This window comes from Streptomyces sp. P17 (assembly GCF_032436805.1).
GTDB lineage: Bacteria > Actinomycetota > Actinomycetes > Streptomycetales > Streptomycetaceae > Streptomyces.
The window spans coordinates 26,289-37,443 of sequence record NZ_JAVRBF010000048.1 but is presented as its reverse complement, the minus strand read 5'-3'; the positions used below and the strand labels follow the sequence as shown (position 1 = coordinate 37,443).

At 71.0% G+C, this 11,155-nt stretch carries 12 protein-coding genes and 1 pseudogene; 9 read left to right on the top strand and 4 right to left on the bottom strand.

Going from position 1 to position 11,155, the window contains the following annotated elements; translation table 11 throughout:
- Positions 1-72 precede the first annotated feature (72 nt).
- The 3 genes from RMT89_RS28045 to RMT89_RS28035 form a co-directional block, all read right to left on the bottom strand.
- Positions 73-498 carry a cytotoxic translational repressor of toxin-antitoxin stability system gene (locus tag RMT89_RS28045; RefSeq protein ID WP_315886568.1) on the bottom strand — a complete coding sequence of 142 codons (426 nt, stop codon included), beginning with the start codon at positions 496-498 and terminating at the stop codon, positions 73-75.
- The gene (locus RMT89_RS28040; RefSeq protein ID WP_315886567.1) at positions 495-1,100 is read right to left on the bottom strand and encodes a hypothetical protein; all 606 of its coding nucleotides are present in this window, start codon (positions 1,098-1,100) and stop codon (positions 495-497) included. Before RMT89_RS28040 ends, RMT89_RS28045 begins: the two co-directional genes overlap by 4 nt.
- A gap of 67 nt (positions 1,101-1,167) precedes the next feature.
- On the bottom strand, positions 1,168-2,358 hold the full coding sequence (locus tag RMT89_RS28035) for a pyridoxal phosphate-dependent aminotransferase (protein ID WP_315886566.1): 1,191 nt from the start codon (positions 2,356-2,358) through the stop codon (positions 1,168-1,170).
- A gap of 141 nt (positions 2,359-2,499) precedes the next feature.
- Here RMT89_RS28035 and RMT89_RS28030 point away from each other — a divergent pair, with 141 nt between their 5' ends.
- From RMT89_RS28030 to RMT89_RS27990, 9 genes and pseudogenes are all read left to right on the top strand, one after another.
- Complete coding sequence (locus tag RMT89_RS28030; RefSeq protein ID WP_315886565.1) at positions 2,500-2,751, top strand: hypothetical protein; 252 nt, start codon at positions 2,500-2,502, stop codon at positions 2,749-2,751.
- 375 nt (positions 2,752-3,126) lie between these two features.
- Positions 3,127-3,663 (top strand): DUF2617 family protein, encoded by a 537-nt coding sequence (locus RMT89_RS28025; RefSeq protein WP_315886564.1) that lies wholly within the window; start codon positions 3,127-3,129, stop codon positions 3,661-3,663.
- An 87-nt stretch (positions 3,664-3,750) separates the two neighbouring features.
- Entirely contained in the window at positions 3,751-5,388 is a 1,638-nt protein-coding gene (locus RMT89_RS28020; RefSeq protein ID WP_315886563.1) for a polyamine aminopropyltransferase, read from the top strand.
- Positions 5,389-5,488: 100 nt separating this feature from the next.
- Positions 5,489-6,226: an SRPBCC domain-containing protein gene (locus tag RMT89_RS28015; protein WP_315886562.1), complete on the top strand. Its 738-nt coding sequence runs from the start codon at positions 5,489-5,491 to the stop codon at positions 6,224-6,226.
- 38 nt (positions 6,227-6,264) lie between these two features.
- The gene (locus tag RMT89_RS28010; protein ID WP_315886561.1) at positions 6,265-7,053 is read left to right on the top strand and encodes an aldose 1-epimerase; all 789 of its coding nucleotides are present in this window, start codon (positions 6,265-6,267) and stop codon (positions 7,051-7,053) included.
- Positions 7,054-7,063: 10 nt separating this feature from the next.
- Complete coding sequence (gene pyrE, locus RMT89_RS28005) at positions 7,064-7,612, top strand: orotate phosphoribosyltransferase (protein WP_315886560.1); 549 nt, start codon at positions 7,064-7,066, stop codon at positions 7,610-7,612.
- A gap of 138 nt (positions 7,613-7,750) precedes the next feature.
- Entirely contained in the window at positions 7,751-8,773 is a 1,023-nt protein-coding gene (gene fbaA / locus RMT89_RS28000) for a class II fructose-bisphosphate aldolase (protein ID WP_315886559.1), read from the top strand.
- Between the two features lie 66 nt (positions 8,774-8,839).
- Positions 8,840-10,381 carry an MFS transporter gene (locus RMT89_RS27995; protein WP_315886558.1) on the top strand — a complete coding sequence of 514 codons (1,542 nt, stop codon included), beginning with the start codon at positions 8,840-8,842 and terminating at the stop codon, positions 10,379-10,381.
- Positions 10,311-10,574, top strand: a pseudogene (locus RMT89_RS27990) (DUF3151 domain-containing protein); the annotation flags it as partial. The gene RMT89_RS27995 and the pseudogene RMT89_RS27990, both read left to right, overlap by 71 nt.
- Before the next feature lie 96 nt (positions 10,575-10,670).
- On the opposite strand, the gene RMT89_RS27985 reads toward RMT89_RS27990, so the two are convergent.
- The gene (locus RMT89_RS27985) at positions 10,671-11,090 is read right to left on the bottom strand and encodes a DUF3151 domain-containing protein (RefSeq protein ID WP_315886557.1); all 420 of its coding nucleotides are present in this window, start codon (positions 11,088-11,090) and stop codon (positions 10,671-10,673) included.
- Between the last annotated feature and the right edge of the window lie 65 nt (positions 11,091-11,155).

The window sequence follows — 11,155 nt, the reverse complement described above, 5'->3', positions numbered from 1 at the left end:
CCGCCGGGCCGGTTACCGGGACATGGAGCTGTCCAGGTGTTGAGGCCCGCCCTTCGCGCCGAGGGTGGGGACTCAGCTCCCGTCCGTCCAGTACTTCTGGAGTCTCGCGACCGCTTCGTCCTTGGTCATCCCCGCCACGGTGTCCTCGCCAACGCCCGCACGATGGATGAGCAGATGCACCAGGTCAGCGGGAAGGGCCTCGCTCGGCGGCTCGGGGGCACCTCGGTCAGGCAGCTCGCCCTGCTGTACGCAGGCCCAGAACTCGTCCTCGCTGACGTCCAGTTGGTCCCGCAGGATGTGTCGCCACATCGCGGCGCCGTACGCGGTGCGATCCACCGGGTGCGAGATTCTGGTGCGCAGGATCCGGCCGTCGTGCAGGGTGAGCTCGTAGGTCACGTGGTGGGTACCGGTGCGTCCGCGTGCGTCCCGGACGCGTTCCCATTTCTCGGCACGGCAGAAACGGTCATGGTTCTCACGGTCGGGCTGGGGCCAGGTCACCGTGGAGCACCCACCAGCCAATCGCGCAGCTGTCCGTCGTCGCTGAGAGCGATCAGCTGCACCAGGCCCCAGTTGTCCGCGTGGTTGGGTGCGGTCCGCAGCCTGTCCTGCCAGTCCTCGGCATACTCGCGAAGGACCTGGACCATATCCCCTATGGCTTCGTCGAAGGTAGTCCCGTCGGCGGCCAGCGGCAGGCCGGGCAGAAAGACGGACCAGCCGCCCGCCTCGGCGACCACCTCCGCCTTCGAGGGGCACACCAGCGACAGATACCGGCGCAGCCGCTCCACGTCCACGACTGCCGAGCGCCCGGAGTCACGGCGTACGGTCGCCACCCGTCCCTCGTCGGCCGCGTCGAGGAGGTCCTTCAGGTGTGTGCGCGCCTGGGTGTAGCTCTCGTAGTGGACCGCGGCCATGACCTGCCTCCTTGTTCGTCCTGACCTCTCCAGCGTGCACTCATCAGTCAAGTACGTCAAGTACGTCAAGTACGTGACGTGGGTGCGGTCGCTGGAGGCGGGGTTGCTCCGGAGTCTCCGGTCGTCCGCCTCGTCCCGGCGCAGCGTCCAGCTGACCTCGGACGGCCTCGCGGCGGCGGCGAGATTCACGCGAGAGACCGCCCAAGACCAACCGCACATGGCAATACCAACGGGTAGGTGGCCGGCCCGACGTCATTTAGGGCGCGAGGCGTTGCAGGCGGCTGGTGGCCTCGTCGAGGACGTCGTCCTTCTTGCAGAAGGTGAAGCGGACCAGGCTGCGGCCGGCGTCGGGGTGGTCGTAGAAGACGGAGTTGGGGATGGCGACGACGCCGCAGCGTTCGGGGAGGGCCCGGCAGAAGGCGTAGGCGTCCTTCTCGCCGAGGGGGCTGATGTCGGTGGTGATGAAGTACGTTCCCTGTGGCTGATAGACCTCGAACCCGGCCGTGCGCAGGCCGTCGCCGAGCAGGTCGCGCTTGCGTTGGAGATCGGCGCGGAAGCTGTCGAAGTACGAGTCCGGCAGGCGGAGAGCTTCGGCGATCGCGTACTGGAAGGGGCCCGCGCTGACGTAGGTCAGGAACTGCTTGGCGGAACGGACGGCGGTCACCAGTTCTGCGGTTCCGGTAACCCAGCCGACCTTCCAGCCGGTGAACGAGTAGGTCTTGCCCGCCGAGCCGATGGTGACCGTCCGCTCCCGCATCCCGGGGAAGGTCGCCAGCGGCAGATGCTCGGCGCCGTCGAAGACCAGATGCTCGTACACCTCGTCCGTGACGACCAGCAGATCGCGCTCCACGGCGAGCTCCGCCACCGCGGCCAGCTCCTCGCGGGTGAGGACCGTGCCGGTCGGGTTGTGCGGGGTGTTGATCAGCAGCAGCCGGGTGCGGTCGGTGACCGCGGCGCGCAGCTCGTCGAGGTCCAGCCGGAAGCGGCCCTGGTCCGGCCGCAGGGTGACCGGCACCCGGCGGCCGCCGGCCATCGCGATACAGGCCGCGTAGGAGTCGTAGTACGGCTCCAGCGCCACCACCTCGTCGCCCGGCTCCAGCAGCGCCAGCAGCGAGGCGGCGACGGCCTCCGTCGCGCCCGCCGTCACCAGCACCTCGGTGTCCGGGTCGTACGTCAGCCCGTACAGGCGCCGCTGGTGCGCGGCCACCGCGGTGCGCAGCTCGGGCACGCCGGGGCCCGGCGGGTACTGGTTGCCGCGTCCGTCGCGCAGCGCGCGCACCGCCGCCTCCCGGATCTCCTCGGGTCCGTCCGTGTCCGGGAAACCCTGGCCCAGATTGATGGACCCGGTCCGCAGGGCCAGCGCCGACATCTCGGCGAAGATCGTCGTTCCGAACTCGGCGAGGCTGCGGTTGAGGAGAGGACGCGCGCTTGAGGTCATGCGGGCCATCCTGCGCCGAAGCTCTGGAGTTCCTCAACTCTGCTTTGGGTCGTCAGCGGGGAGGGCATCTCCCGTACACGCAGCTGGCGAGGCGCCCATGGGGGGCCGCTTCGGGGGAGCTGTGTACAGAGACGAAAGGAGGGTGAGGTCATGCCCATGGCACTCGGCATCATCCTGCTGGTTCTTTTCGCGGGCCTGATCACGCTGGCGATCGTGGGGGCCGGTCGCCGCCAGATGACGCAGCAGTCCCGGCGCTCCTACGGCCGCCGCGACAGCAACCACAGCAACGACAGCAGCTCCAGCTGGTGGGCCGGTGGAGGCGACAGCGGCGGCTCGTCCTGCGGAGGCGGATCGTCGTCCTCCTGCGGCGGCGGGGGTGGATGCGGGGGAGGAGGCAGCTGACACGGGGCAGCTGAGCTCCACACCGGGGGAACCGCATCCGGACAGCGGGGCCCGCCCACGGGGGGCGGGCCCCGCTGCCGTGTCCGTGGCACGGGCCCGCGCTCCGGCGTACGCCCCAGCCGACACGGCGCACGCCCTGGTTGAACAGTTGAGCTGTGGAGCCCTCTGAGGGATGGAAACCCTACGAAGTTGGGTAAAAACGCTGTGGCGGCGCCACCGTTCATGATTCCCTCTAATTCACCAACGCGGCCCCATCGGACACCCGGCGGACCCCCCAGACTCGCCGACCGGGCTGACCGGGCCGATCCCCCGGTGTCGACCGGGGTGCGCCGGACCCCCACCTCCCTTTCTTTTGCGTGCTAGCGGAGCCGATCCATGCTCACGACCCTGAACACCTCCTACACCGACACGCGCGCGGCCGACCTCGCCTGGGCCCTGGGGCGTGAGCCGCTCCCCGCACTGGCCACCCTCGACCTCGAACTGTCCGGGGCGACGCTCCAGTTGAGACTGCTCGGCGCGTCCCACCAGGTGCTCCTGGAGGAGGAGCGGGGCAGTTGTTCGGAGACGGTGGCATGCATCCCGGGCAGCAGCACCCCCCTCCCGCTGGGCGTCGCCAAACGGGTCGGGGACTGGGAGTACGAGTTCGCCGCCCGCGTCGAGGTCCTGGCGCCGGGTCAGTTCGCGGGCCGCGCCCAGGAGTTGCTGGCCCTGGTCGCCGACCACCCCAACGGCCTGGCCGGAGTCTTCCCCGGCAGCCCGCACGCCTTCACCGCGATGCTGGCGCAGCGCCAGGAGGGGCAGGTGCACTGGCGGACCTGGCACGCCTACCCGCAGGACGGCCAGTTGGTGGCGACCCGGACCCGGGTCGGGGTCCGGGTTCCGGTGAGCGCGCTGAGCCCGTCGGGCGTATGAGTTCGACAGCCCCGCCCGGCGTTTGAGGCGCCAGTTCCACACGTGTGGGTGACGAAGCGTGACGCGCCCGTGACGTAACGTCGCAACGTGATCGAACCGCACGCGCCCGCCCCGCCCGGCACCCCGCCACCCTGGGGCGGCCCGGCGCGGCTGCCCGTCCGGCCGGACACCGGACGGTTCCTGGTCCTCGCGTGCGTCTTCGTCTGCGCCGCCTGCGGACTCGTGTACGAACTCGAACTGGTCGCCCTCGCCTCCTACTTGATCGGAGACTCGGTCACCCAGGCCTCCGTGGTGCTGTCCGTCATGGTCTTCGCGATGGGCCTCGGCTCGCTCGTCGCCAAACGGCTGCGCTGGCACGCCGCCGCGGGCTTCGGCGCGATCGAGACGGTCCTCGCCCTCGTCGGCGGCTGCAGCGCGCTCGCCCTGTACGCCGTGTTCGCCTGGACCGGCGACTGGGGCGGCCTGTGGGGACACGGCCCCCGGATCCTGCTGGTCACCTTCTCCCTCGCCATCGGCCTGCTGATCGGTGCCGAAGTCCCGCTGCTGATGGAGCTGATCCAGCGCATCCGGCGCCAGGACGCGGGCGGCGCGGTGGCCGACCTGTTCGCCGCGGACTACGTCGGCGCGCTCGTCGGAGGCCTGGCCTTTCCCTTCCTTCTGCTGCCCCTGCTCGGCCAGTTGACCGGCGCGCTGATCACCGGCGCGGTCAACGCCGTGGCCGGCGGCGCCCTTGTCCTCGGTCTGTTCCGCCGCGATCTGACCAGGCGCGGCCGCTGGCTGCTGCTCGCCGCCAACCTCACGGTCCTCGGCATCCTCGCCGCGGCCGCCGTCCACGTCGACGACTTCGAACGCGCCGCCCGGCAGGCGGTGTACGGCGCCGACGTACGCGTGGCGGTCCAGACCGGCGTCCAGGAGGTCGTCCTCACCGGCGGCACCGACGGCCACCCGGTCGACCTCTACCTCGACGGCCGTCTCCGCGTCAGCGGCCGCGACGAATACCGCTACCACGAGGCGCTGGTCCACCCGGCGATGAACGGCCCGCACGAGCGGGTGCTGATCCTCGGCGGCGGCGACGGTCTCGCGGCGCGGGAGGTGCTGCGGTACCCGGGGGTGCGTCGAGTGGACATCGTGGAACTGGACGCGGAGGTGGTCCGCCTGGCCCGCGAGGACCCGGCACTGACCCGCCTCAACGGCAGGGTGTACGACGACCCGCGCGTCCGTGTCACGACGGCGGACGCCTTCCGCCATCTGCGTACAGCGCCGCCCGGCCGCTACGACGTCATCGTCTCCGACCTCCCGGACCCGGGCATCACGGCGAGCACCAAGCTGTACGCGCAGGAGTTCTACGGCCTGGTCCGCCGGACGCTGACGGACGACGGGCGCCTGGTGGTGCACGCGGGCCCGGTGGCGTCCCGCCCCCGCGCCTTCTGGACGGTCGAGTCGACGCTGCGTGCGGCGGGCCTGGGGACCGCGCCGTACCGCGTGGCGGGCAGGGCCCCGGGCTTCGCGGCGGGCCCGGACCGCTCGTCGGGCCGGGCCGACGCACCGCACGACTGGGGGTTCATCCTGGCGGGCCGCGGCTTCGCACCGCCGCTGGGCCTGTCCGCCGAGGGCCCGCGACTGCGCACACTGACCCGCGCGCGGCTGACGGAGGACGCGAGGGCGGCGGAGGAACTGCGGATACGGGGGCTGCCCCCGTCCACCCTGGTGCATCCGCGGTACTGACGAGCCCACTCCGGTCCGGTGAGCGCGGATACACGGACGTGCCGGGAGATTACGCCGACGGGGGGTGCGAGGGCGCATCTCCTGGGTAGGCTCCGCTGACATGGAGCTTGACGTGTTCGTTCCGGTCGCCACGGCTCGCTTGAGGGAGGCGCTGTCCGACCCCGCGCGGGTAGCCCGGGCACTTCCCGGGCTCCAGCAGGACGCGGGGGCCGATACGCCGATGAGCGGCCGTCTGAAGCTACGGGTGGGCGGCCACACGATCACCTACCGCGGCGCCCTGCACCTCACACCGCGCGAGGACGGCACGTACGCGGTGGAGGGCGAGGCGACGGAGGCCAGGGGAACGGGCTCGGTCAAGCTCTCCCTGACCCTGCGCGTGGCCGAGTCGGACGAGGGCTCGACCCTGACCTTCGACACCACGGCAAAGGCCGACGGCCGCATCACCCAACTCCCCCCGGAACAGGTCAACTCGGCGGTCGCACGACTGCTGAACCGTTTCGCGGAGAACTTGGGGGCGACGGAGGCGGAGCCGGAAGCTGCCCTGCCTGAGCCGGAAGCGGCACCTCCAGAGCAGGAAACCGTGCTTCCTGAGCCGGAGGAGGCCCAGGCGCCCGAAGCCCCGCAGGGCTCCGCACCCGAGGCCGCCCACGCCCGCCGCACCATGATCGGCCGCAGCGCCGAAGAGGTCGACCACGCCCCACCCCGCGGCCGCTACGCCCCTGTCCCCGCCCCCCAGCCCAGCACCCCCTCATCGACCCTCCGCTGGGCCGCCCCCGCAGCCGCCCTCGCCGTCGCCTCCGCGATCGTCGTCAGCCGGGTCCTGAGAAAGCGCCGGTAAGGGCAAGGCCCTCTTGATCGCCCCAGTAGGGTCGTCCCGTGAGTAACGAAGACATCACGCTGACCGCGGGCGACGCGGAGGTGACCGTACAACCGGGCAACGGCGGCCGTATCGGAGGACTCCGCGTCGGCGGAACCCAACTCCTCCGCCAGGGCGACCGCTTCGGCTGCTTCCCGATGGTCCCGTGGTGCGGCCGCATCAGGGACGGCCGCTTCCGGGACGGCGCCACCGTCGTCCAGATGCCCCTGAACTCCCCGCCCCACGCCATCCACGGCACCGCACGCGACGGCGCCTGGCGTACCGCCCGCGTCACGGCGGACGAGGCGGTGATCACGTACGACCTCGTGGACCCCTGGCCGCACACCGGACGCGTCACCCAGGTCGTCGGCCTCACCGAGAACTCGTTGACGCTGACGATGTCCGTGGAGACGTACGAGGACTCCTTCCCGGCCCAGATCGGCTGGCACCCGTGGTTCAACCGCATCCTCGGCGGCGCGGATGTGACCCTCGACTTCACCCCCGCCTGGCGGGAGGAACGCGGCCCCGACCATCTGCCCACGGGCCATCGGACCGACCCCGAGCCGGGCCCGTGGGACGACTGCTTCGGCATGCCCGACGGCGTGGACGTCACCCTCACCTGGCCGGGTCGGCTCGCCCTCAAGGTCACCAGCCCCGAGGAGTGGGTCGTGGTCTACGACGAGCAGGACGCCGCCGTGTGCGTGGAGCCGCAGACCGGGCCGCCCAACGGGCTCAACACCCACCCCCGCCTGGTCACCCCGCTGGAGCCGCTGGAGGCCACGACCACTTGGAGCTGGACCCGGCTCTAAGCTGTTCGGCATGACGGACGTACGTGGCGCGCTGCTGCAGCAGATCAAGGACAAGGCCGTGGTGCACGGCAAGGTGACCCTCTCCTCGGGTCTGGAGGCCGACTACTACGTCGACCTGCGTCGCATCACCCTCGACGGCGAGGCCGCCCCCCTGGTCGGCCAGGTGCTCCTCGACCTCACCGCCGACCTGGACTTCGACGCGGTCGGCGGGCTCACCATGGGCGCCGACCCGGTCGCCGCGGCGATGCTGCACGCCGCCGCGGCCCGGGGCCGGAAGCTGGACGCCTTCGTCGTCCGCAAGGCCGCCAAGGCACACGGGCTCCAGCGCCGGGTCGAGGGTCCGGACATCGAGGGCCGCCGGGTGCTCGTCGTCGAGGACACCTCCACCACCGGCGGTTCCCCGCTGACCGCCGTGGAGGCCGTGCGCGAGGCCGGCGCCGAGGTGGTGGCCGTCGCGACGATCGTCGACCGGGCGACCGGCGCCGCCGAGAAGATCGAGGCCGGCGCGGGAGTCCCCTACCGCTTCGCCTACTCCAAGGACGAGCTCGGACTGGACTGAAGTCCGGGCTGAGACAGCTCTCGGAGCATCCCGGTTCGTCTGGAAAGATGGGCCCGACGACGATGATGTCGCCTCCCAGGTCTAGGTCAGGGCCGTAAGTACGCAGAACGCAACCCGCACATCACAAGGAGCGGACAGATGCCCATCGCAACCCCCGAGGTCTACAACGAGATGCTCGACCGGGCGAAGGCAGGCAAGTTCGCCTACCCGGCCATCAACGTGACCTCCTCCCAGACCCTGCACGCTGCACTGCGCGGCTTCGCGGAGGCCGAGAGCGACGGCATCGTCCAGATCTCCACCGGTGGTGCGGAGTTCCTCGGCGGCCAGCACAGCAAGGACATGGTCACCGGCGCCGTCGCCCTGGCCGAGTTCGCGCACATCGTCGCCGCCAAGTACGACGTCAACATCGCGCTGCACACCGACCACTGCCCCAAGGACAAGCTGGACAGCTACGTCCGCCCGCTGATCGCGGTCTCCGAGGAGCGCGTCAAGGCCGGCGGCAACCCGCTGTTCCAGTCGCACATGTGGGACGGCTCCGCCGAGACCCTGGCGGACAACCTGGCCATCGCCCAGGAGCTGCTGCCCCGCGCCGCCGCCGCGAAGATCATCCTTGAGGTCGAGATCACCCCGACCGGCGGCGAGGAGGACGGCGTCAGCCACGAGATCAACGACGAGCTGTACACCACCGTCGACGACGCCCTGCGCACCGCCGAGGCCCTCGGCCTGGGCGAGAAGGGCCGCTACCTGCTGGCCGCCTCCTTCGGCAATGTGCACGGCGTCTACAAGCCGGGCAACGTCGTGCTCCGCCCCGAGCTGCTGAAGGACCTCCAGCAGGGCGTCGGCGAGAAGTACGGCAGGACGAGCCCGTTCGACTTCGTCTTCCACGGCGGCTCCGGCTCCACCGCGGAGGAGATCGCCACCGCGCTGGAGAACGGCGTCGTGAAGATGAACCTCGACACCGACACCCAGTACGCCTTCACGCGTCCGGTCGCGGCCCACATGTTCCAGAACTACGACGGCGTCCTGAAGGTCGACGGCGAGGTCGGCAACAAGAAGGCCTACGACCCGCGCACCTGGGGCAAGCTGGCCGAGGCGAGCATGGCCGCGCGTGTCGTCGAGGCCTGCGGCAACCTGCGCTCGACGGGCACCAGGATCAAGTAGTTCCCTCAGTGCACTCCTGAGCCCGGCGCCTGTCTACGGCGCCGGGCTCGCTGTATACCTGGGGGCATGCCCGACGTCCGGATCGCCTCTCCGCAGGGCAAGTGGATCCTGCTCACCACCGTCCTCGGCTCCAGCATGGCCCTGCTGGACTCGACCGTCGTCAATGTCGCCCTCCCCCGGATCGGCGAGGACCTGGACGCGAACCTCTCCGCCCTCCAGTGGACGATCAACGCATACATGCTCGCCCTCGCCGGTCTGATCCTCCTCGGCGGCTCCCTGGGCGACCGCTACGGCCGCCGCAGGATCTTCGTCATCGGCGTCATCTGGTTCGCCGTGGCCTCCTTGCTGTGCGGCCTCGCCCCGAACGCCGAGATCCTGATCGCCGCGCGCGCCCTCCAGGGCATCGGCGGAGCGCTGCTCACGCCCGGCTCCCTCGCCCTCATCCAGGCCTCCTTCCACCCCGACGACCGCGGCCGGGCGGTGGGCCTGTGGTCCGGCTTCGGCGGGATCGGGGCGGCCGTGGGACCGTTCCTCGGCGGCTGGCTGGTGGACGGGCCCGGCTGGCGGTGGGTGTTCCTGCTGAACGTGCCGCTGGCGCTGCTGTGCGTCCCCGTCGCCCTGCGCCATGTCCCCGAGTCCGGCGACGGCACCAAGCACGGCCGCTTCGACGTACTCGGCGCGGCGCTCGGGGCGCTGGCGCTCGGGCTGGTGACGTACGCGCTGATCGAGTCGGACTGGATCTCGGCGGCCCTGGGCGTCGCCCTCGGGATCGCCTTCGTGTACGTCGAGAAGCGGCGCCCCGACCCGATGATGCCGCTGGACATCTTCCAGTCCCGTCAGTTCACCGCCGTCAATCTGGTCACCGTGTGCGTGTACGCGGCCCTCGGCGGGTTCTTCTTCCTCGCCGCGCTCCAGCTCCAGGTCGTCTCCGGCTACTCGGCCCTCGCCGCGGGCACCGCACTGCTGCCGCCGACCGTCCTGATGCTGCTGCTCTCCGCCCGTTCCGGTGAGCTGGCCGACAAGATCGGCCCGCGCATCCCGCTCACCGTGGGGCCGCTGGTGAGCGCGGCCGGGTTGCTGCTGATGCTGCGCGTCGGCCCGGACGCCTCGTACGTGGCCGACGTCCTGCCCGCGGTCCTCGTCTTCGGGGTCGGCCTGGTCACCCTGGTCGCTCCGCTGACGGCCACCGTCCTGGCCTCCGTGAATGTCGCGCGGGCGGGTCTGGCCAGCGGCATCAACAACGCGGCGGCCCGCGCCGCGGGTCTTGTCGCCGTGGCCGCTCTGCCTCTGCTGACCGGGATGGGGGAGGACGCCTACCGCTCGCCGGACGCCTTCGACGAATCCTTCGGCGAGGCCATGATCTGGTGCGCGGCCGTACTCGTGGCGGGCTCCGCCCTGGCCTTCGCGACCGTACGACGGCTGCCGCCGGACTGCCGGCGGCCCGAATGCCTCACCCATGGTTCGATCACGGCGCCGCCCCTGGAAGGGGAACGGGCCAAGGGGCGCATCGGACAGCGGATGCACCAGACTGGAACCCATGACGATGCACGAGAACCTCCTCGGGGGCCCGCCCCCGACCCACCTCCCCGACGACCCGGAGCCCCGTGAGCTCCTCGCGTCCGGCACGGCCCCGGCCGATGTCGCGGCGAAGTACCCGACGTCCTCCCTGGCCTGGGCACAGCTGGCCGACGACGCGTTCGAGCGGGGCAGCGTCGTGGAGTCGTACGCCTATGCCCGTACGGGCTACCACCGCGGCCTGGACGCCCTGCGCCGCAACGGCTGGAAGGGCCACGGCGCGGTCCAGGAGAATGGTGCTACATGTGATCGTTCAATTTCTGCATTCCGTGCCGCCGTCGCTGCCTGAGTGACGGCGGCACAGACGTCTCAACTGCGGTGACTACCGCTTCAGTTCGGTGTACGCCTCGGCGCTGCTGTCCTTGAGGAACTGCCAGCAACGCTCCGTCTCGTCCTTCTCGTTGATCTCGCCCGCGGCACGAGCGAGGGCGGCGAGGCAGCGCAGGAACCCGCGATTGGCCCGGTGGTCCCAAGGGATGGGGCCATGCCCCTTCCATCCAGCCCGGCGCAGCGAGTCCAGACCGCGGTGATAGCCGGTGCGCGCGTAGGCGTACGACTCGACAACTCGCCCCGCCTCGAAGGCGTCGTCGGCGAGCATCGCCCAGGCGAGCGAGAACGTGGGGTGCTTCGCCGCGACCTCGGCCGGCGCCTGGGACTCCTCGCCCAGGAGGCGGTACGCCTCTTCGTTCTCCGGCAGGTAGGTCGGGTCCGGGCCGCCGAGCAGGTTCTTGTGCGTCGTCATGCAATCAGTCTGCCACTTGGGGACGGACGTTCGGGACGCCTTCGCGGCATATCGGCCGTGGATCG

Bases quoted from the DNA above. Each gene is read 5' to 3' on its own strand.
- RMT89_RS28035 (WP_315886566.1), bottom strand. From the start codon at position 2,358: ATGGCCCGCATGACCTCAAGCGCGCGTCCTCTCCTCAACCGCAGCCTC.
- RMT89_RS28030 (WP_315886565.1), top strand. From the start codon at position 2,500: ATGCCCATGGCACTCGGCATCATCCTGCTGGTTCTTTTCGCGGGCCTG.
- RMT89_RS28025 (WP_315886564.1), top strand. From the start codon at position 3,127: ATGCTCACGACCCTGAACACCTCCTACACCGACACGCGCGCGGCCGAC.
- RMT89_RS28015 (WP_315886562.1), top strand. From the start codon at position 5,489: ATGGAGCTTGACGTGTTCGTTCCGGTCGCCACGGCTCGCTTGAGGGAG.
- pyrE (WP_315886560.1), top strand. From the start codon at position 7,064: ATGACGGACGTACGTGGCGCGCTGCTGCAGCAGATCAAGGACAAGGCC.
- fbaA (WP_315886559.1), top strand. From the start codon at position 7,751: ATGCCCATCGCAACCCCCGAGGTCTACAACGAGATGCTCGACCGGGCG.
- RMT89_RS27995 (WP_315886558.1), top strand. From the start codon at position 8,840: ATGCCCGACGTCCGGATCGCCTCTCCGCAGGGCAAGTGGATCCTGCTC.
- RMT89_RS27985 (WP_315886557.1), bottom strand. From the start codon at position 11,090: ATGACGACGCACAAGAACCTGCTCGGCGGCCCGGACCCGACCTACCTG.